Source organism: Acinetobacter sp. G18 (genome assembly GCF_052660225.1).
This window is the reverse complement of sequence record NZ_CP109658.1, coordinates 1,017,844-1,038,722: the sequence shown is the minus strand read 5'-3', so window position 1 is coordinate 1,038,722 and position 20,879 is coordinate 1,017,844. Positions and strand designations below refer to the sequence as shown.

At 38.4% G+C, this 20,879-nt stretch carries 24 protein-coding genes, 1 tRNA gene and 1 pseudogene; 6 read left to right on the top strand and 20 right to left on the bottom strand.

Annotated features, from left to right (window positions below; translation table 11 throughout):
- Nucleotides 1-28: 28 nt before the first annotated feature.
- On the bottom strand, nucleotides 29-208 hold the full coding sequence (locus NE363_RS04930) for a hypothetical protein (RefSeq protein WP_002118942.1): 180 nt from the start codon (nucleotides 206-208) through the stop codon (nucleotides 29-31).
- Between the two features lie 207 nt (nucleotides 209-415).
- On the opposite strand from NE363_RS04930, the gene NE363_RS04925 reads away from it, so the two are divergent.
- Entirely contained in the window at nucleotides 416-1,651 is a 1,236-nt protein-coding gene (locus tag NE363_RS04925) for a pyridoxal phosphate-dependent aminotransferase (protein WP_068934335.1), read from the top strand.
- A gap of 52 nt (nucleotides 1,652-1,703) precedes the next feature.
- Here NE363_RS04925 and NE363_RS04920 read toward each other — a convergent pair whose 3' ends face one another.
- Complete coding sequence (locus NE363_RS04920) at nucleotides 1,704-2,114, bottom strand: GFA family protein (RefSeq protein ID WP_049066229.1); 411 nt, start codon at nucleotides 2,112-2,114, stop codon at nucleotides 1,704-1,706.
- A gap of 186 nt (nucleotides 2,115-2,300) precedes the next feature.
- Here NE363_RS04920 and NE363_RS04915 point away from each other — a divergent pair, with 186 nt between their 5' ends.
- Nucleotides 2,301-2,738 carry a PaaI family thioesterase gene (locus tag NE363_RS04915; protein ID WP_004699986.1) on the top strand — a complete coding sequence of 146 codons (438 nt, stop codon included), beginning with the start codon at nucleotides 2,301-2,303 and terminating at the stop codon, nucleotides 2,736-2,738.
- A 15-nt stretch (nucleotides 2,739-2,753) separates the two neighbouring features.
- Here NE363_RS04915 and NE363_RS04910 read toward each other — a convergent pair whose 3' ends face one another.
- Nucleotides 2,754-3,182, bottom strand: a complete 429-nt coding sequence (locus tag NE363_RS04910) for a hypothetical protein (protein ID WP_445535941.1) — start codon at nucleotides 3,180-3,182, stop codon at nucleotides 2,754-2,756.
- A gap of 101 nt (nucleotides 3,183-3,283) precedes the next feature.
- Nucleotides 3,284-3,368 (bottom strand): annotated as a pseudogene (locus NE363_RS04905) (hypothetical protein); the annotation flags it as partial.
- Nucleotides 3,369-3,417: 49 nt separating this feature from the next.
- Here NE363_RS04905 and NE363_RS04900 point away from each other — a divergent pair.
- Nucleotides 3,418-3,493: transfer RNA gene (locus NE363_RS04900), tRNA-Asn, on the top strand.
- A gap of 165 nt (nucleotides 3,494-3,658) precedes the next feature.
- Here the strand turns inward: NE363_RS04900 and NE363_RS04895 are convergent.
- From NE363_RS04895 to NE363_RS04840, 12 genes are all read right to left on the bottom strand, one after another.
- On the bottom strand, nucleotides 3,659-4,420 hold the full coding sequence (locus tag NE363_RS04895) for an SDR family NAD(P)-dependent oxidoreductase (RefSeq protein ID WP_019457242.1): 762 nt from the start codon (nucleotides 4,418-4,420) through the stop codon (nucleotides 3,659-3,661).
- Between the two features lie 272 nt (nucleotides 4,421-4,692).
- Complete coding sequence (locus NE363_RS04890) at nucleotides 4,693-5,337, bottom strand: tRNA-(ms[2]io[6]A)-hydroxylase (protein ID WP_347913592.1); 645 nt, start codon at nucleotides 5,335-5,337, stop codon at nucleotides 4,693-4,695.
- A gap of 6 nt (nucleotides 5,338-5,343) precedes the next feature.
- The gene (gene pdxJ / locus NE363_RS04885; RefSeq protein ID WP_347913593.1) at nucleotides 5,344-6,069 is read right to left on the bottom strand and encodes a pyridoxine 5'-phosphate synthase; all 726 of its coding nucleotides are present in this window, start codon (nucleotides 6,067-6,069) and stop codon (nucleotides 5,344-5,346) included.
- Between the two features lie 19 nt (nucleotides 6,070-6,088).
- Nucleotides 6,089-6,796: a DNA repair protein RecO gene (gene recO / locus NE363_RS04880; protein WP_347913594.1), complete on the bottom strand. Its 708-nt coding sequence runs from the start codon at nucleotides 6,794-6,796 to the stop codon at nucleotides 6,089-6,091.
- Between the two features lie 9 nt (nucleotides 6,797-6,805).
- A complete protein-coding gene (locus NE363_RS04875; RefSeq protein ID WP_143221112.1) occupies nucleotides 6,806-7,003 on the bottom strand; it encodes an NF038104 family lipoprotein in 198 nt (65 codons plus the stop codon).
- Nucleotides 7,004-7,021: 18 nt separating this feature from the next.
- Complete coding sequence (gene era / locus NE363_RS04870; protein WP_077163210.1) at nucleotides 7,022-8,044, bottom strand: GTPase Era; 1,023 nt, start codon at nucleotides 8,042-8,044, stop codon at nucleotides 7,022-7,024.
- A gap of 11 nt (nucleotides 8,045-8,055) precedes the next feature.
- On the bottom strand, nucleotides 8,056-8,748 hold the full coding sequence (gene rnc, locus NE363_RS04865) for a ribonuclease III (RefSeq protein WP_445535940.1): 693 nt from the start codon (nucleotides 8,746-8,748) through the stop codon (nucleotides 8,056-8,058).
- The gene (locus NE363_RS04860; protein ID WP_445535939.1) at nucleotides 8,720-9,094 is read right to left on the bottom strand and encodes a DUF4845 domain-containing protein; all 375 of its coding nucleotides are present in this window, start codon (nucleotides 9,092-9,094) and stop codon (nucleotides 8,720-8,722) included. Before NE363_RS04860 ends, rnc begins: the two co-directional genes overlap by 29 nt.
- Before the next feature lie 23 nt (nucleotides 9,095-9,117).
- Nucleotides 9,118-9,945 (bottom strand): signal peptidase I, encoded by an 828-nt coding sequence (gene lepB / locus NE363_RS04855; protein WP_019457247.1) that lies wholly within the window; start codon nucleotides 9,943-9,945, stop codon nucleotides 9,118-9,120.
- Between the two features lie 70 nt (nucleotides 9,946-10,015).
- Nucleotides 10,016-11,833 (bottom strand): translation elongation factor 4, encoded by a 1,818-nt coding sequence (lepA, locus tag NE363_RS04850; protein WP_004699962.1) that lies wholly within the window; start codon nucleotides 11,831-11,833, stop codon nucleotides 10,016-10,018.
- A 176-nt stretch (nucleotides 11,834-12,009) separates the two neighbouring features.
- Nucleotides 12,010-12,462, bottom strand: coding sequence for an acyl-CoA thioesterase (locus NE363_RS04845; protein ID WP_019457248.1), 453 nt, complete (start codon nucleotides 12,460-12,462; stop codon nucleotides 12,010-12,012).
- 120 nt (nucleotides 12,463-12,582) lie between these two features.
- Nucleotides 12,583-13,959: a Do family serine endopeptidase gene (locus NE363_RS04840; protein WP_004699956.1), complete on the bottom strand. Its 1,377-nt coding sequence runs from the start codon at nucleotides 13,957-13,959 to the stop codon at nucleotides 12,583-12,585.
- Nucleotides 13,960-14,189: 230 nt separating this feature from the next.
- Between NE363_RS04840 and nadB the strand changes: the two genes are divergently transcribed.
- Entirely contained in the window at nucleotides 14,190-15,833 is a 1,644-nt protein-coding gene (gene nadB, locus NE363_RS04835) for an L-aspartate oxidase (RefSeq protein ID WP_019457250.1), read from the top strand.
- A 56-nt stretch (nucleotides 15,834-15,889) separates the two neighbouring features.
- Here nadB and NE363_RS04830 read toward each other — a convergent pair whose 3' ends face one another.
- From NE363_RS04830 to pabC, 4 genes are all read right to left on the bottom strand, one after another.
- Nucleotides 15,890-16,306, bottom strand: a complete 417-nt coding sequence (locus NE363_RS04830) for a PaaI family thioesterase (RefSeq protein WP_004699951.1) — start codon at nucleotides 16,304-16,306, stop codon at nucleotides 15,890-15,892.
- A 133-nt stretch (nucleotides 16,307-16,439) separates the two neighbouring features.
- Nucleotides 16,440-17,039, bottom strand: coding sequence for a dTMP kinase (tmk, locus tag NE363_RS04825; protein WP_004699949.1), 600 nt, complete (start codon nucleotides 17,037-17,039; stop codon nucleotides 16,440-16,442).
- A 9-nt stretch (nucleotides 17,040-17,048) separates the two neighbouring features.
- Nucleotides 17,049-18,119: an endolytic transglycosylase MltG gene (gene mltG, locus NE363_RS04820; protein WP_445535938.1), complete on the bottom strand. Its 1,071-nt coding sequence runs from the start codon at nucleotides 18,117-18,119 to the stop codon at nucleotides 17,049-17,051.
- A gap of 1 nt (nucleotide 18,120) precedes the next feature.
- On the bottom strand, nucleotides 18,121-18,933 hold the full coding sequence (pabC, locus tag NE363_RS04815; protein ID WP_445535937.1) for an aminodeoxychorismate lyase: 813 nt from the start codon (nucleotides 18,931-18,933) through the stop codon (nucleotides 18,121-18,123).
- A gap of 262 nt (nucleotides 18,934-19,195) precedes the next feature.
- Between pabC and NE363_RS04810 the strand changes: the two genes are divergently transcribed.
- Nucleotides 19,196-20,203 carry a sulfate ABC transporter substrate-binding protein gene (locus NE363_RS04810; protein WP_002052521.1) on the top strand — a complete coding sequence of 336 codons (1,008 nt, stop codon included), beginning with the start codon at nucleotides 19,196-19,198 and terminating at the stop codon, nucleotides 20,201-20,203.
- Nucleotides 20,204-20,233: 30 nt separating this feature from the next.
- Nucleotides 20,234-20,842, top strand: a complete 609-nt coding sequence (locus tag NE363_RS04805) for an RBBP9/YdeN family alpha/beta hydrolase (protein ID WP_016804963.1) — start codon at nucleotides 20,234-20,236, stop codon at nucleotides 20,840-20,842.
- Nucleotides 20,843-20,879: the final 37 nt, after the last annotated feature.

Sequence of the window (20,879 nt, the reverse complement as noted above, 5' to 3'; positions counted from 1 at the left end):
CAGGCAATATGCCTGTTTTTTATTTAAATTAGCGTTTACCCATTGAGCGACGAGTACCACGAGGAGGCATCCAAGTTCTATCAGCATATTGCTCTGGCTTCGGACGCACTTGGTTGTGTACAGCATCATCTGCTTGATTACTTTCATTCGGCATTGGGAATGGCAATTTCACCAAAGCCTTTTTCTGTTTTGGCTGTTGCTCAGTCATAATTCAGTCTCGAAATTTCGATTGCCGCCTATTATAAAGTATTTTTCTCCTTTCTTTCCAAAAAAGCTTTAATTGAATAAAAGCGCAACAAGATCTTTCTTAAATTAAACTTTTTTACATCTAAAAATACCTGCATCCGCAAATTACCTAATTTTTGCGATAAGATAGTATGCTTTTTATTTTTAATCCCATAAGAGGAATATTGCCGTGGACGTACGTCTTTCTGATCGTGTCAATGCTATCAAACCGTCCCCTACACTTGCTGTAACTAACAAAGCTGCTGAGCTTAAAGCTGCTGGCAAGAATGTGATTGGTTTAGGTGCTGGCGAGCCAGATTTTGATACCCCTCAACACATTAAAGATGCTGCAATTGAAGCAATTAATAATGGTTTCACCAAATATACGGCTGTAGATGGTACTCCTGGGTTAAAAAAAGCAATTATTGCTAAATTGAAGCGTGATAATAATCTTGATTATCAAGCAAACCAGATTTTGGTTTCATGTGGTGGTAAGCAAAGCTTCTTTAACTTGGCACTTGCATTGTTAAATAAAGGTGATGAAGTGATCATCCCTGCACCGTTCTGGGTAAGCTATCCAGATATGGTGATTATTGCTGAAGGTACACCAGTTATTGTGAAATGTGGTGAAGAGCAACGCTTCAAAATCACTCCTGAACAATTAGAAGCTGCGATTACACCAAACACTCGTTTAGTGGTATTAAACAGCCCATCTAACCCAACAGGTATGATTTATAGTAAAGCTGAATTAGAAGCTTTAGCTGAAGTTTTACGTCGTCATCCACAAGTATTTGTTGCTTCTGATGACATGTATGAACCAATTCGTTGGGAAGATGAGTTCTACAACATTGCAACTGTTGCTCCAGATTTATATGACCGCACAATTGTTTTAAATGGTGTTTCTAAGGCATATGCAATGACTGGTTGGCGTATTGGCTATGCAGCCGGCCCAGCAAAAATCATTGGTGCAATGAAAAAAATCCAATCTCAATCAACTTCTAACCCAACTTCAATTTCACAAGTTGCTGCTGAAGCTGCATTGAATGGCCCACAAGATGTTTTAGAACCAATGATTGAAGCGTTTAAACGCCGTCATGACTTAGTTGTAAACGGCTTAAACGACATCAAAGGTATCTCTTGCTTACCTGCTGATGGTGCATTCTATGCTTATGCAAACATTCGCCCTCTTATTCGTGCAAAAGGCTTAAAGTCTTGCACAGAATTCTCTGAATGGTTACTTGAAGAAACTGGCGTAGCAGTTGTTCCTGGTGATGCATTTGGTTTAGGCGGCTTCATGCGTATTTCATATGCAACAGCTGATGAAGTACTTGTAGATGCGTTAGCACGTATCAAAAAAGCTGCTGAATCGATTGAAGGTGTTGACGCTGCGATCGCTTCAATTGAAGCAGAAAAAGCTGCTAAATAATTTGTAAAATTAAAAAAGGCCTCAAAATTGAGGCCTTTTTTTATAATTAAAATTATTCTGGGTTAAACAAGGCGACTACCTCAGCCTCAGTTAATTTTTTTGTTTGATTTTGGAAAGTATAAAAATCGGGTTTTGAATCAATAAAAATTTCCATATCTAAATTCAAGTCTTCTATTGGCTCATTTAAAGAAAATACATTGATATTACAGTAGCTTTGATCTTTCGTTCTCCAAAAAATTGTTGTTCCACAAGTATTACAAAAGCCTCTTTCGCCCCATTCAGAAGAGTTAAATACGCTAAGATGCTTTTGCTGAATAAACTTTAAACTACCTTTGACCACATCAACTGTCATAATGACACCACTAGTTTGTCTACGACACATCGAACAATGGCAAGCATGTACATCATGATTTTTTAATTCAACTTCAAAAGTTGTTTCACCGCATAGACACTGACCGTTCATTATTATTTTCCACAAGAAGTTTATATTTTTAGGGTTATAAAATATTCTACTCAACTACATTTTACAAGTTTATAAACTATAAAACAGCCATATTTCTTATACTTGCCAACTTGACAATATGCATTTTAGCGCCTAATTTAACATCAAGTTCTATTTTGGAACTTTAATTACTGAGGGACTCAAAAAATGAAAAATCCTATGGAAATGACAGGTCTCGAATTTTTACAAGCCATGATTGAAGGTCACATTCCACCTGCCAGTATTAGCAAAACGATTCCAATGCAACCTACTGAAATCTCTGAAGGATCTGTAACCTTTAAAGCACAAGCAGATCTCAACCATTTAAACCCATTAGGTGGTGTACATGGTGGCTTTGCTGCAACAGTCCTAGACTCCGTAACAGGCTGTGCTGTTCATACGATGTTACCCGCAGGTGTGGGTTATGGCACCATCGACCTTAATGTAAAAATGTGCCGCCCTATTCCCCAAAATCAGGCTTTAATTGCCACAGGTAAAGTTATTAATTTAAGTAAAAACTTGGGTATTTCCGAAGGAAAAATTATTGATGAAGAAGGTAAACTTTATGCTTATGCAACAGCAACCTGCATGATCATTCGCCCATAAAGAATAAAGGCAGCTTTAAACGGCTGCCTTTTTTATGACGTAAGGAATAATTGGACGTCCACAAGTTTGAGCAATCGCATATGGCGCCCAAATATTTTTAAGTTGAAGCTCGACAACTTCCCGATGCTGAGTAGACCAAGCCAAAACTTTATTTTTACCTAATAATAATTCGCCTTCGAGCTGGAAAATATAAAGAGGTTGCGATTGATCTAGCAATTTGGAACACTTTAAGACTTTAAATGAAGTACGCACATTCCACTTTGAACTAAACCAGAGTTGTAGCAAATCACCTAAGTACAATCTCTGCTTTTTAAATGGAAAAGCATCAATCCACGCATCTTCTACACATGTGTAATAGTATTCAGGTTGATTTAATATATTAAGATAATTACGTTGATAAAAATCAAAATTAGAAAAAATAGAAGCAATAGCAAGTGTTTTCATACTTATCTCCGATTTAGCCATTTTAGTGCTGGCAAGTTGGTTTAAATCCACACTGTTTGGATTTCTCCAAACGCTTGTTCTTTTTTGAATCTAGCAATTCAGTTTTTAAAGTGCAAGTAATTTATGAGTTTGCCACCCAACCTGATCAAATAAAAAGCATACAACACAAAAATGAAGGAAACATGACGATTTTCACTTGACCCTTGTCAAAATCTCCTTATAATCGCATGCAGATTCTCCCATAGCTCAGTCGGTAGAGCGACGGACTGTTAATCCGCAGGTCCCTGGTTCGAGCCCAGGTGGGAGAGCCAAATACTAAAAAGCCCGCAGCATTAAAGCGGGCTTTTTTTTGCCATAAATTTATCAATAACTACAAAAAATCCCCTATCTATTGATAGAGGATTTAATTTTTTCTTAGAGCATGTGTTAGGTTTAACGATACAACTTAACTCTAAACAACATATTTTCTTCTTAAATCATTCTTCTACTTCAACCACTTTTAAAGGATTAAAAGACTGCGTTGTTGGCATCATTTCTATACGATTAATATTAATATGTGGTGGTTGAGATGCAATCCAAGCTACCGTATTTGCAATGTCTTCAGGCAAAATTGGGTTTTTCTTATCATAGAGACTACTCACTTTATCTTGATCCCCTTTAAAACGTACAAGTGAAAATTCAGTCCCCCCACACAGCCCTGGTTCAACGTTAGTCACGCGCACACCTGTACCAGCCAAATCCGCACGAAGATTTAGACTAAACTGCTCTACAAAAGCCTTTGTTGCACCGTAAACATTACCACCCGGATATGGGTATGTACCTGCAATTGAACCCATATTAATAATTAAGCCAGATTTCTTGTTTACCATACTTGGTAAAATTAATCGGGTAACTGTCACAAGGCCTTTAACATTGGTATCAATCATCGTGTACCAATCATCTAATTCCGCTTTATCTGCCGACTCTAAACCCAATGCCAAACCTGCATTATTTACAAGCAAGTCAATTTGATCAATTTGAAATTCATTGGGTAACTCTTTAAATATCTTATTTATATTTTCTGCTGTATCCGTCATATCAAATACTAATGGATAGAATTTTTCACCCAGTTGTTGTTTTAGTTCTTCTAGTTTTTCTGCCCGTCTTCCGCATCCAATAACGTTATAGCCTAACTCGATCAGCTTTTTTGAAATACTATAACCAAAACCTGCCGATGCGCCTGTAACTAATGCTAACATTCTTATATCCTTGGAAATAATCAACTATTTTAGTTGAACTCATGATGAACATATCAGCCTTTATATTTACACAATATTTATTATTAGGCTAAAAAAAAAAAAGTTTTTTTAAAAATTTTAAGAGAAATTAAAATCTATAAAAAATATATTTATTAAATAATTATGTGCATTAAATAACTAAAAACAGAGTTATTTGATCCTACTAGATAAATTATATCTAATAAAAAAGTTTACCTTGGAAGGTAAACTTTTTTAACAAAAGCCGTCCAAAACTACGCAGGAACACCACTGTGAAAACGGAAAGTATCATCTGGTGTTAATATCAGATTTTTTTCAACCTCACGAATATGTTCAATACGCTGCTGAATATCCTCTTTAGGATTTTTCATTTTTGCTGTTTTGGCCACATCGAGTGCAAGAGCTAAATAGTCTTCGAAATGACGTGATTCCGATTTAAGCAGATAACGATAATAGCGTCCTAACTCATCATCTACACGTGGAGCAAGTGCATGAAAGCGTTCGCATGAACGCGCTTCAACAAAAGCACCTACCACAAGTACGTCAATTAAAGCTTCAGGTTCATAGGTACGAATCTCTTTACGGAGGCCACCAGCATAACGTCCAGCACTTAAACCAGTCCACTCTTGACCACGCTTAGCCATAAGCTCAAGCACTTGTTCGTAGTGAAGCATTTCTTCTCGTACAAGTTGAGCAAGTTTTACTTGTAAGTCAGGAAAGAAGCTATAGCGGAACATTAAGTTCATTGCTGTACTAGCAGCTTTCTTTTCACAATTAGCATGATCTTGCATCAAGATATCTAAATTATTAACGGCTTCCTCCAGCCATTCATTTGGGGTTTGACATCCCAAGAAGTCTAATACAGGCTGCATTAACTCATCATAATTGATACTCGACATTACTAATTATCCTGCTGCCTGAATTGCTGTTTTCATATCTTTAACAGCCTGCACCAGACCTACAAAAACACTCTCAGCAATAATTGAGTGACCAATATTTAACTCATGAATTTGTGGAATCGCTGCAATTGGAGCAATATTTTTTAGATTGAGGCCATGACCCGCATTTACAACTAAACCTTTTGCTGCCGCGTATTCGACACCTTTTACGATACGTGCTAGTTCTTCTTGTTGGTCTTGCTCTGTTTCCGCATCTGCATACGCACCTGTATGTAACTCAATCGTAGGTGCTCCACATTCAATTGCTGCATCAATTTGAGCAAAATCTGCATCAATAAATAAAGATACATCACAACCCAATGCAGCTAAAGCTTGAGTTGCAGCCTTAACTTTTTCAAAATTAGCTACTACGTCTAAACCACCTTCCGTTGTCACTTCTTGGCGTTTTTCAGGAACGAAGCACACATGCTGTGGCTGAATTTCTTTTGCAAACTCGACCATTTCATCAGTAACAGCCAACTCTAGATTCATACGCGTTTTTAACAATGGACGCATACGACGCACGTCATCATCTTGAATATGGCGACGGTCTTCGCGCAAATGCAAAGTAATACCCTCTGCGCCAGCTTGTTCACAAATGAGAGCGGCTTCTACAGGATCTGGGTAAGTAGTTCCGCGCGCCTGTCTTAAAGTAGCAACATGGTCTATGTTTACACCAAGCAATGCAGCCATAAATAAATCCTAATTACGATTAAGTTTGAGTGTTTTGAATCCACAATTGTCGGCTTTTTAGGGGACGATCTCCTAAAAGCGATGTAATCATTTGACGGTATAGTTTACCTAATAATTGCAATTGTTCGTGAGAAAAATCCTGACCTTGCTCATAGTCCAACATAGATAAAATTGCTTTTCCAGACAGAGATGAACGGCTTGCCTGAACGACTGGAGCAAAGCCTTCAGACACTTGAAATTGATAAAATTGATGCGGCAAAATTTCTTTTTGGGAGCTATCAACTGAAAAATCAATCGCGTAACCTAACTCAGGAAGCAAGACATGTTCAAACTGTCTTAATATCTGTCTAAGAAAGAGATCTGGGTTTTCGTGCGAAGACAATTCTTGTAGTTGAAGTAGTGTTAATTGATATTGTTCAAATGTTTGCGGCATTGCTTCTTCTAAAGGGCAAAGTCTTAAAACAATTTCATTTAAATAAAAACCAGCGAAAAAAGCATCACCAAAAAAGAAAACTGGCTGATTTAGTATTTCCAGTTTCGTAAAATTTTTCAGTTCACTTTTACCCGTTGCTTGTAATCGGATAGGCTGATATTGAGGGGGTGGAGTTTGTCTTAAAATACCATCGACTCGCCCATACTCTTGAGTGAAGAGATGCACAATATGGCTTTTTTCACGATATTTACGATGATGAATCATATATCCATGCAGGATTTCATTGCGCATCATAAAAAGAAACTATTCCTTAGATTCTTTTTCTTTCTTATCGTCGTCACCATCAGGAATTACAGCTCCTACAACAGCAGCTGTACCCTTCACTACACCTTTAGTTGTTTTATAAGCAATACCTACTGGTACGGTTACAAGCTTGTATACACAACCTTGCAACATCAATGCACATCCAACAATAGCTAATATTGATGTAATTGCTTTCATACCAGTATTCCCTGCTTCTTAGATATCACTATATCCTAAACTTTTTAAAGCACGCTCATCATCAGACCAACCACCTTTAACCTTAACCCATAAGGTAAGCATGATCTTTTGTTCGAACATTTTTTCCATATCTTTACGGGCATCCATACCAATCGTTTTAAGCTTGGCACCTTTCTCACCAATTACGATTGCTTTTTGACCAGCACGATCCACAAAAATAGTTGCATCGATATAAGTACAAGCTGGTTTTAATCGTCCCGTTTTCTCATTAACAGTTTCTTCTTCCGTTTTGAAAGATTCAATTTGTACTGTTAAATCATATGGAAGCTCTTCGCCCAACTGACGCATGATTTTTTCACGGATGATCTCACTTGCTAAGAAGCGCTCAGAACGGTCCGTAATTTGATCAAATGAATACAGTGGTGGCTGATAAGGAAGATATTTTTCAATCGTTTCACTTAAATGTTCCAAGTTAGCTCCACGTAGAGCAGAAACAGGAACAATCTCAGCAAAATTCATAAGCTTAGTACGCTCTTGAATTAGAGGAAGAATCTCTCTTTTATCTTCAAAAGTATCAGCTTTGTTAATCACCAAAATAACAGGCATTTCAGCATTCTTGAGTTTCTCAAGCACTAAATCGTCATTTTGAGTCCACTTATAGGCATCGATAACAAATAAAACTAAGTTAACGTCACGTAGTGCAGAATGCGCAGCACGGTTCATCATTTTATTGATGGCACGTACTTCTTTCTTATGCATCCCCGGTGTATCTACATAGACCGCTTGCATTTTTTCACGTGAATCAATACCAATAATTTTATGGCGTGTCGTTTGAGGTTTACGCGAAGTAATCGAGAGTTTTTGACCCAATAAATGGTTCATGAGGGTAGATTTACCCACATTTGGACGTCCCACAATCGCCACAAATCCGCTCTTAAAATCCGAAGGAATTGTAACGCCTTTGGAACTAAAAAATTGATCAATCAGATTGTTTGGATCTTGGTTTTCATTTGAATCTGGATTGATTTGATCAGAATGCATCGACATGCAGGTTATTGCTCCAATAACTTTAAAATTTCCGCCGCTGCTGCCTGCTCGGCAAAACGACGACTTGACCCCTCACCATAAATCTTTGGTAAACCATCTACCAAACATTCGACTTTAAAGTGCTGATGAGGTGCATCACCCTGAATATCTACAACCTCGTAAACAGGGAGAGGTTTTTTACGTGCTTGTAGATACTCTTGTAAACGTGATTTTGGATCCTTGAGTTGATCTGTTGGCTCAATATGATCTAAATAAGGTACATACCATTTTAACACAATATCGTTGAGTAGGTTCAGGTCACTACAATCAAGATATATTGCGCCAATAATCGCTTCTACAGTATCTGCCAATATTGACTCACGATGATGACCACCAGATTTCAATTCGCCCGTGCTTAATATTAAACACCGACTAAGTTGCAAATCGTTTGCAATTTTACCTAAAGCTTCTTGGCGAACCAGAGTCGCACGCATACGCGTTAAACGCCCCTCATTTTCATGTGGGTAGGCATGATATAAATAATTGGCGATGATCATCCCCAATAGCGAATCGCCTAAAAACTCCAAACGTTCATAGTTATACCTATGACTCACCGAACGATGAGTCAAAGCTAACTGTAGCAATTCGGGCTGCTTAAATTGATAACCGATCCGACTGAGTAAGCGAGGATCACTTAGTTTGAACTGATGTTTTGTCAAAACTCTTCTCAAATGTTAAAACTAAATCAATATTTAGTAAGAATGGTTTTCTTACTTCATATTTCTTTTTGACAATTAAACCAGACTCATTAAACACTTCTGCAATCTCCTTAAAATGGAGGTCACGAATATTGTTCATTTCAAGTCGTTGATCCATTTGTGTCATAAACTTTTGGGGTGTGGTATCAGCTGAGCTTTGTTGCATAAGCTCAGTAATCTGATTATTAATCACACGATCATCCCAATATGCTGGCCAAACTGCAAGTACGGCTTTCGCCGCAACTGCAAATATGACCACCCCAAATAAAATTGCTAAATACGAAGTACCCTGTTGTGCCTTACGCATTTTTGTTTTCCTAATGGTTGTTTTTAATCTATTTTTCCATTTCGGTTAAAGCTTGGCAGGTGGAAACCAGGTTCTTTATGCATCCAGACATAGAAAGCTCGGCCTGTTAAGTTTTCTTCAGGAACAAAGCCCCAGAAACGACTGTCAGCACTTTGATCGCGGTTGTCACCCATTGCAAAGTAATGTCCTTTTGGAACTGTCACTTCCCAATATAAACCGTCTTGGTTCGAATATTTGCCATTATCAACATAGTTGATAAAAGGTGCCTGACGCGCAACATTTACGCCTTCAAGCTCACGCATTGTAAAGGTATGATCACCAATCGTTTCTTTATGATAAATCGACGTAGGTGTATCTAAAGCATCTTTTTCACGACTAAACTGAGTTGCTACTTTAGGAATTTTTTGACCATTAATAATCAATTGCCCATGATCATAAACAATATGATCACCCGGTAAACCAATTACACGTTTAATGTAGCTAATAGTCGGCTGAGGTGGGTAACGGAATACAATAACATCACCACGTTTAGGCTCACCAACATCAATCACTTTTTTATTGACGATAGGTAAACGAACACCATAGTCAAACTTATTAACCAAAATAAAATCGCCAGTCTCTAAAGTTGGAACCATAGAGTCTGATGGAATGTTAAATGGTTCATAAAGGAATGAACGTAATACAAGCACAACAGCTAAAACTGGCCAAAAGTCATAGGCCCATGTAATAACAAAATTTTCGTTCTCTCGCCCTTTATTCGCACGCTGTTTAAAAACGAGCTTATCTAGCAACCACACTGCAAATAAAATCAGCGTAACTGGAACAAGAATTAAATTAAAATCAAAATCCACATGACCTCACTCGCAGCCTAGCTGCTTGCTTTATGGCTGGGAGAATATAAGTTCATCCCAGCCCTTTCTTTTATCTTTCTACTTTCAAAACAGCTAAGAACGCTTCTTGTGGAATTTCTACACTACCCACTTGTTTCATACGTTTCTTACCTTCTTTTTGTTTAGAAAGTAATTTCTTCTTACGAGACACGTCACCGCCATAACATTTTGCTAGGACGTTTTTACGCATCGCCTTAACGGTCGAACGAGCAATAATTTGCGCACCAATGGCAGCCTGAATTGCCACATCAAACATTTGACGTGGAATCAAGTCTTTCATTTTTTCAACTAGAGCAATACCACGATGACGAGCATCATTACGGTGACAAATCATAGCCAAGGCATCAACCTTTTCACTATTAATTAACACATCAACCTTAACTAAAGATGAACTTTCAAAACGTACGAAGTTATAGTCTAGCGATGCAAAACCACGTGAACATGATTTAAGCTTATCAAAGAAATCCATTACGACTTCAGCCATTGGAATTTCAAAAGTAATCGAAACTTGATTACCTAAGAATTTCATGTCTTTTTGTACACCACGACGCTCAATACATAAGGTCATGACATTACCTAAGTATTCTTGCGGCACAAGAATATGACATTCAGCAATTGGCTCACGTAAATCTTCAACAACTGAACCATCTGGCATCTTAGACGGACTGTCGATATAGATCGTCTCACCTTTTTTGGTAACAGCTTCATAAACTACTGTTGGTGCAGAGCTAATTAAATCGAGATCGTACTCACGCTCTAAACGCTCTTGTACGATTTCCATATGCAACATGCCCAAGAAACCACAGCGGAAACCGAAACCAAGTGCATCTGAACTTTCAGGTTCAAAGAACAAGGCAGAATCGTTAATTTGTAATTTCTGTAATGCTTCGCGGAATGGTTCAAAGTCACTTGAATCGATTGGGAAAAGACCCGCATAAACCTGCGGTTTAACCTTTTTGAAACCCGGTAACGTTGCAACGTCTGGTGTAGTTGCAAGTGTAATGGTATCACCTACTGGCGCACCAAAAATGTCTTTGATACCTGCAATAACAAAACCTACTTCACCAGCTTCAAGAATATCTGTTTCAGTATGCTTAGGATTAAATACACCAACAGAAGTTACTGGATGAGTTTGTCCTGTCGACTTAACTAACATTTTGTCGCCCTTACGGATACGACCTTGTTTAATACGGACAAGAGAAACTACACCTAAGTAGTTATCAAACCATGAATCGATAATTAACGCTTGAAGTGGAGCTTCACGGTCACCTTCTGGTGCCGGAATAACATCAACTAAACGCTCTAATACACCTTCAACGCCTAAACCTGTTTTTGCTGAACAAGTCGGTGCATCTGTCGCTTCAATCCCGATAATTTCTTCAATTTCATGAATTACACGTTCAGGTTCAGCCTGCGGTAAATCAATTTTATTCAAAATAGGAAGAACTTCGAGACCTTGTTCAATAGCTGTATAACAGTTTGCAACTGATTGTGCTTCTACGCCTTGCGCAGCATCAACAACCAATAATGCACCTTCACATGCAGCCAACGAACGAGAAACTTCATACGAGAAATCAACGTGCCCAGGTGTATCAATAAAATTAAGCTGATATTCCTGCCCATTTGGATGGGTGTAATACAATGTCACAGACGCTGCTTTAATGGTAATCCCACGTTCGCGCTCAAGCTCCATTGAGTCCAAGACCTGAGCTTGCATCTCACGATCTTGTAGGCCACCACACATCTGAATGAAACGGTCAGCTAAAGTAGACTTACCATGATCAATATGAGCGATAATCGAGAAGTTTCGGATATTTTTGATATCAACGGATTTTTTAGCTTGCGCCATGGGCTACCTTGAGAAAATATAAAGTGCTATGTAGCTTGTTTTAATACATAGCCAAAGCGGTTTAACAAATTGCGAGAGATTATAGCAGATGGATATTTTAAAGTATCCAAAATAATCATGAGCTTTGTACTTATGTTCTAAAAAATGACAATTCAAAGCATATGTAATACTTCCGACTAACGAGCATATGAAATAGTAAAATCCAAAGGATTTATGCTTGTATCAAGGGGCTTATAAGCTTGTGTAAAAGTTGGCGACATTCGTTTTGGTCGACCCGATGCAATTTCAATACATGCCCACTTGGTATTCCCAACAAATAAGACTGCCTGATCAGAAGGACGATAAAAAACATACTGGCGAAATGAGTAAAGTGCATTGATATCATCGAGCCATGTTCGCAGTACAATTTCTTCGCCTTCAAACGCTGCTTTACGGTATTGCACATGATGCTCAACGGCCACCATTGCATGTTTAAGCTCAAGGTATTTGGTTACGCCTACACCTAATGTTTCAACATGAGCAGCAGCAACATCTTGCATCCATTGGACATACATTACATTGTTAACATGACCCAAAGCATCAATATGCTGTGGCTGAACCTGAATATGCAAATCGAAAATACTGCTCACAAAACACCCACTTTAATCATTAAACCTAAAACTACAATTAAATTAGCTAGATCGAACATTATGCCGAATACAAATAATAAAAAACCACCCATTTTCAGGGTGGCTCATTTTTAAATTATTTTACTGGATGCGCAAACCAAGCATTGCACGTTGGCCTTGGCGAATAATTCCAACACGCGCAACCGTATTTTTTTGTAAGTTAGAAACAACTTTTGCAAAATCTTGGCTATTCAAAATTTGAGTATTATTAACCTGAATAATCACATCACCCGGAATAATATTTGACAATGATGCTAATCCACCACGGCGAACATCTTGAACATAAATACCACCTTTTACGCTCAATGCATTTTTCTCTGGCTCAGCTAAATCACGAATACTCATGCCTAAAACCGGACCTTTAGAGGCAGAAGTCTGAGCACCTGTAGCTGGTGTTTCATCTGGTGCGGTTGCCAAAGTTGCCGAAATATTACGAGTTTTATCATCACGTAATACTTCAAACTGAACAGTTTGATTTGGCTGTACTTTGTTTAAAGCATAGAGCAAATCACTTGTGCGTAGTACAGAAGTTCCATTAAGTTTTAAAATCACATCACCAGCTCTAAGCCCTGCTTTTTGAGCAGGTGAATTTGGCGTAACTTGTGTGATAAGAGCACCTTCTGGTTTAGGTAATTTGTAGGCATCAGCAAGGTTACGATCAATATCTTGCATCATAACGCCTAAGTATGAACGAGTAACCTTCCCTTTGGTTTTAAGCTGTTCAGCTACATCCATCGCCACATCGATTGGAATAGAGAAAGACAAGCCCATATAACCACCAGTACCACTAAAGATACGTGAGTTTACTCCGACTACTTCACCGTTTTGATTAAACAATGGGCCACCTGAGTTACCTGGGTTTAAAGCCACATCTGTTTGAATAAACGGTACAGAGGTTTCACCACTCATATTTCGTGATTTAGCACTGACAATACCTGCTGAAGCGGAGTAATCAAAACCAAATGGTGAACCAATCGCTAAAACAGGCTCACCGACTCGCAAGCGGTCAACATTACCCACTTTTAAAGCTGGATAATTATTTCCATTGACCTTTAATAAGGCAACATCGGTACGTTCATCACTACCAACAACAGTTGCATCAATTTCACGACGGTCATTTAAAGTAATACTAATGCGGGAAGCATTTTCAATCACATGATGGTTTGTGAGTAAATAACCATCTTTACTAATAAAGAATGCACTACCGTATGCAGTTTTTTCTTGAGGACCTTGTTGCTGTGGAATGATGACCTGATTACCAAAGAAACGTTTTAAAATTTCAGGAACTTGCTGTTGTAACAGTTCATCCTGAGTCATTTTTTTTACGACGTTTACGCTCACCACAGCTGGACTAACTTGTTCAACGAGGTTTGAAAAATCAACAGCAGCGTTTGCTTGAACAGCGGCAACTGTAAATACCGCTGCATACATTCCTTGTTGTAAATAGCGAGATTTCATTCGGTGCTCACCCACAATTGGTCTACGAGAATAAGAATAAAACTTTTGTATCACAATGCTTTGGAATTGTGCGTAACAATATGTTTACTTATAAGACATCATGATCACGTTTATTTTACACATTGCAATTTTTTAAGGTAATTGCAATTTTTCTGTGACTTAGAGCGCTTAAGCTCTTGCCTTTTTAGGTAAAAAGGGGTGTCATTAGCGGACGTTTTAAATTGATGCGAATGGACATGCCTAATCAACAGACAATTCACCACTTTGACGTGATTATTGTGGGCAGTGGCGGTGCTGGTTTAAGTCTGGCTTTATCGTTACCAAGTCATTTTAATATTGCAGTTTTAGCCAAAGCTGCTTTGACTGAAGCAAGTACCTTCTATGCACAAGGCGGTGTTGCTGCTGTTCTTGATGAAACTGACTCTATTCAACAACACATTAATGACACGATGATTGCAGGTGCTCATTTATGTGAAATAGATGCAGTTCAACATACTGTAGAAGGCGGTCGCCCTTCTGTTGATTTCCTTTTAGAGCAAGGTGTTCAGTTCACCTTAGATGAAGATGAGCAACTTCACTTAACGCGTGAAGGGGGTCACTCACAGCGCCGCATTATCCATTCTGCTGATGCTACAGGCAAAGCCATTTCAACTACATTGGTTGAACGCGCCAAAGAACGCAAGAATATTACTATTTTTGAAAACTATATTGCGATTGATTTAATCACGTCGCATAAATTAGGTCATACAGATCAGGCAAATCGCGCTATTGGTTTGTATGCCTTAGATGAAAACACTGAAAAAGTTCATACTTTCCTTGCACCATTTACCGCACTTGCTTGCGGCGGTGCGATGAAAGCTTACCTTTACACATCAAATCCAGATATTGCCACAGGCGATGGCATTGCCATGGCTTACCGTGCAGGTTGCCGCGTAGCCAATATGGAATTTAACCAGTTCCACCCAACTTGCCTATACCATCCACAAGCGCGTTCGTTCTTAATTACCGAAGCCATGCGTGGTGAAGGTGCTTATTTACGCTTGCCAGATGGCGAACGTTTTATGCTTCGTTTTGATGATCGTGCAGAGTTGGCTCCTCGCGATATTGTGGCACGTACCATTGACCACGAAATCAAGCGTCTCGGTATTCGTCATGTATGGTTAGATATTACCCACAAATCACCTGAATTTATTAAAGAGCACTTCCCTACACTTTATGCACGATTGCTTGAGTTAGGTATCGACATTACCAAAGACATGATTCCAGTAGTGCCAGCAGCTCACTATACATGTGGTGGTGTGGTAGTTGACTCAAATAGTCAGACCGATATTGAAGGTCTATATGCAATTGGTGAAACCTCTTATACAGGTTTACATGGCGCAAACCGTATGGCAAGTAACTCATTACTTGAGTGCTTTGTTTACGGCATGAGTGCAGCAAAAGACATCGAAAATAAGTTTGATGAAAACTTCAAATTACCAGAAGTACCAACTTGGGATGACTCTCAAGTAACCAATCCAGATGAAGATGTGGTGATTTTACAAAACTGGGATGAGTTACGTTCGACCATGTGGAACTACGTTGGTATTGTAAGAACTACAAAACGTTTAGAGCGTGCTTTACACCGTATAGAGATGTTAAAGCGTGAAATCACTGAATATTATCAAGATTACCGTGTCAGTAAAAACCTGATTGAACTGCGTAATCTTGTGCTCGTTTCTGAGATGATTGTTCGCTGTGCTATGCACCGCAAAGAATCACGTGGGCTACACTACACGCTCGATTATCCAGAAACTTCGAAAGAGATTCGTAAAACTGTTTTAACTCCTCCAACTTTTGCAGTAGAACAACCATTGGTTAACACCGAAATTTAAACTGTTCTTCTTATAAAAAAAGCACAGCTCTTGCTGTGCTTTTTTGAATTTAATATTCATGGTCTAGGTGGAATTGAATAAGTCGCGGTTACATGCGCTACAGGTTCATCTAATCCTACTGAATAAATCCATACCTCACCCACGACAAGACTCTTCCCTACTTTCATGAGCTTACATTCGCTGCGTAGATCTTTATCACCTGCGGGTTTTCTAAGAAAGTTAATATTAAAATTCGTCGTTACCGCCAAACCAACAATTCCAATTTCACCGAGTATTGCGATATACAAAGCAAAGTCTGCCAAAGTCATCATGGTAGGTCCAGATATGGTACCGCCTGGGCGTTGATGTCTTTGATCTACGTGATAATAAACGACAGCTGCTTTAGGCGTAACTGATTCAATCGTGCAATGTTCAAGACTTGGGGGAAATTCCTTTTCAAGAAACGCTATAATTTCTTCTTTTGAACTTTTCATCCTTGTTTTTCTTCGATTTAAGAACAGTATTCAAAATAGCATAAAATATTGCTCAATATGTTCTATGTTCTTTTTAAGCAGATTTGTCATTATTTTTAACCACTCCCACAAATATGAGAGTGGCTTTTATTATTTATCCTAAATATTGTAAGGCTTGCTCAAAAACCTGATCAGGACTTTGCGTAGCATCTAAACGTTTAATACGTTCAGGCTCAGCTTTCCATAAGGTCTCATAACCTTCACGAACTTTAGTAAAGAAACTTAACTTTTCTTGTTCAAAACGGTCTAAAGCTCCACGCTCACGTGCACGGTTCATACCGAGTTCAATCGGTGCATCTAACCAGAAAGTCACGTTTGGCATACGTGAAACAAAGTTCTGATTTAAAAGCTGTAATTTATCTTGGCTTAAACCACGACCCGAACATTGGTAAGCAAAGCTTGCATCGGTAAAGCGATCACTTAAAACAATTTTGCTAGACTCTAGAGCCGGCAAAATCACTTGTTGTAAGTGTTGCGCACGTGCCGCATAAATTAAGAGTAGTTCAGTATCGTGACTCATATTTTCATCATGATTCACCGCCAAAAGCATTGAACGTATTTGTTCTGCTAAAGGCGTACCACCTGGTTCACGGGTTAAAACAACTTGTTTACCTTGCTCTTCAAAATGCTGATGAATTTTTCGAATGAGTGTAGTTTTACCTACCCCTTCCGTGCCTTCAAAGCTAATAAACATCTTTTTTCCTTATTTCTTCGATCTCAACACGGATAAGTACTCTTGTACCGCTTGATTATGAGCCTGTAAATCTGCTGTAAATTTATGACCGCCATTACCAGTTGCCACAAAATAAATATTATTTGAGTCATCTGGATGTAATGCTGCTTCAATTGCCTTTTGACTAGGTAAAGCAATTGGTGTCGGCGGTAAACCATTAATAGTATAGGTATTATATGCAGTTGGTGTACGTAAGTCTTCGCGAGTAATCTTGCCTTTATAGTTATCACCCATTCCATAAATCACGGTTGGGTCAGTTTGTAAACGCATACCAATTTTCAAACGGCGCACAAATACACCAGATACTTGCCCAAGCTCACTATCTACACTTGTTTCTTTTTCAACAATTGAAGCCATAATTAAAGCTTCATACTTATCTTTATAAGGTAAGTTTGGTGCACGATTTGCCCAAGCAGTATCTAAGGCTTTCATTTGATGATGATATAAAGCGGTTAGGATTTTTTTATCAGTCTCACCTTTTGCAAAGAAATAAGTGTTAGGCGCAAATAAACCTTCCGGATGATGATATGGAATTCCTAGCACCTTCATGAGCTGATCATCAGGTAGATCGAGTATTGTATTTTTTACATTTTTATCATTTTTCAAAGCAGTAATAAGCTGTTTAAAGGTCGTACCTTCAATCACCAAAACACGGTTCATCTGAGCATTATCAGCATTAGACAACATCTCTAATACTTGCCTTACACTCATTCCCTGTTCGATTTCATACACACCAGCTTTCATGCTGTCATGAATCATGAACTTTTGATAAAGCTTAAGTACAATTGGGAAATGGATTTTGTTGTCTTTAGCTAAATGATCAATAAAACCAGAATAGGTCTCACCTGATGTGATCGATAGCATCTGCTTTTTCCCTTCAACAGGATAAGCTTTAAATAAACTTGACCACAAAATAGCAAAAATAGAAATTAAAACGATAAAAAAGCCAATCAGCACCAACTTTTTAGGAAAATGAGATGCTGTTTTCTTGCCCTTTTTTTTAGCATTTTTTGCTTTCGCGTTCACAGGTGGCTTCGGCATATTAATGAATCTGATTCAAGTTAAGATTATGAAATAAATTTAGGCACGCCTGTAAATCTAGAGTTTGTTCACCGATTTGAGTAACTACTCGCATTGGATGTAAAGCATTACAAAAGAATAGACTCTGTATTTGTGGCACTTCATCTAATTCAATTATTCTGACTTCGCAGGCAATTCCATGGTGCTGCATACGCGCCAAAATTTCTGCGCGCATCACACCGTGGACGCCATTATAGCGAAGTTCCGGTGTAATCCATCTATCATTTAAACGAATAAAACAATTACTGCTTACCCCTTCAACAATATAACCTTGTACATCAGATACTAATGCTTCTGCCCACCCTTGTTGATCTGCTTCTTTTTTTAGCAGTACCTGTTCCAGACGGTTTAAAGATTTAAGTCCAACTAGACTTGGCATGGTTAAACCCAAGGCCTGATTTAAAACCCCACACTTAATAAAGTCTGGTCGGAACTGATCTAATGCTTTTGGATAGAACCAGACATAAATATCAGCTTCATGCTTTGGCAAACTATAACCACGGTCACCTTCACCACGGCTAATTACAATTTTTAAAGTGCCATTGAGTACAAGGTTTTGTTTATATAGATGCTGTAAACTCTGTTCAATGAAGTCAAAGTTTGCAGTTAAAGCTAGTTTTTGGGAGGCAAATTTTAGACGTTCCCAGTGTCGAGCCTTAAGCTCAATCTTATTTTGAAAAATACGAATTGTGGTAAAGCATCCATCTCCATAATGAAATGCTCGGTCTAGTAACGGAATGGTTTCAACAGGTTGCCCATTTTTAAAACACCACATGCTTAGTCCGTCCTTTCTTAAAAACCGCCCAACAATACAACACCTTTCATTTAATTAATAAATGACTGATTTTAAAAAATTATACCGATTTAATCAGCACTTTTGAAACTTGTTATATATCAAGATTTAAGAATAGCTTATCCATTTTTTATATTTCTATATTTTTCATATTAAATTCGTTTTTTATTATTTTTTTAGAATAAAGACTAGCGCTATTCTGCGTTCATGTTTTGAACATTTCGTATTTTTGAGGGGTTATCTCATGCGTTTTTCTCAATTAAAAGTTGGGGTTATTGCTGCGCTTCTTTCTGTTTCATCATTTGCAGCACAAGAATTTTTAAACGTTTCTTACGATCCTACTCGTGAGTTATATACAGACTTTAATAAGCAGTTTGGTACTTACTGGAAACAGCGTACTGGTCAAGATATTCAGTTTAAGCAATCACACGGCGGTTCTGGTAAACAGGCTCGTGCAGTGATTGATGGCTTAAATGCTGACGTTGTGACATTAGCGCTTGCAGCTGATATTGATGAAATTGCTGAAAAAGCAAAATTGCTCCCAACTGATTGGCAGAAGAAGTTACCGCAAAACTCTACTCCATACACATCAACAATCGTGTTTTTGGTACGCAAGGGTAACCCTAAACAAATTAAAGACTGGGGTGACTTAATCAAACCAGGTGTAGAAATTATTACACCAAACCCGAAAACTTCTGGCGGTGCTCGCTGGAACTACCTTGCAGCTTGGGCTTGGGCAAAACATCAACCAGGTGGTAACGATGCTAAAGCACAAGAATATGTCCGCCAAATTTATAAGCACACTAAAGTTCTAGATTCGGGTGCACGCGGTGCAACCACGACTTTTGCTGAACGTGGCATTGGTGATGTATTGCTTGCTTGGGAAAATGAAGCTCATTTAGCTGTTCGCGAACAACCAGGCAAATTTGAAATTATTACCCCGTCTCTTTCGATTTTAGCTGAACCACCAGTTGCTGTTGTTGAGAAAAATGCTGCCAAAAAAGGCAATCTCACCATCGCTAAAGGTTACCTTAACTACTTGTACTCACCTGCTGGCCAAGAAATTGCAGCACGTAACTTCTACCGCCCTCGTAATGCAGCTGTACTCAAAAAATACAGCAATGTATTTAAGCCATTGAAACTCGTGACGATTGATAAAGAGTTTGGCGGTTGGACAAAAGTGCAAAAACAACACTTTGATAATGGTGGTGTTTTCGATCAAATCGTGAAAATCAATAGTGCAGAGAAGTAATTCTTTGTACTAAGGATAAGGAGAACAGACATGACTCACTCTGTAATTGTTCCAGGTGTAGGTGGAAGTGAACATCAACATTGGCAATCTTGGTTGCAGCGTCAACTCGTGTCTAGTTCTCGTGTTGAGCAAAAAAACTGGGATAGACCCGTATTAAGTGAATGGATTGAACAATTTGTTAAAACAGTTCAAGCAGTTCAAGCACCAGTACAAATTGTTGCGCATAGTTTCGGTTGCTTAACAAGTGTTGCTGCTTTGGCTGAGCATCCTGAATTACAAGTTCAAGTTAAAAAACTAATTTTGGTTGCTCCTGCAAATCCAGCACGTTTTGGTGAAGCAGGCTTTGCCCGCCATAGCTTGACTGACTACAAAGATTATTTTCATCAGTTAAAAATTAATGTGCCTACAACACTACTGATTAGTGAAAATGATCCTTGGTTAGATTTTTTTGATGCTTTACAACTTGCTAAAGCTTGGCAATTAAACCCAATTAATCTTGGGCAAGTCGGTCATATCAATGTTGCTTCTGGTTTTGGCCCATTCCCTGACTTACTGAACTATCTACTTCCTGAAGACTCGATGTGTAGCCACTCATCTATTGATCCGGTAAAGACACATTTCTCTTTGAAATTTGCTTAATACCCAGCTTTATACCGCGCCGTTTATCTTTATTTAT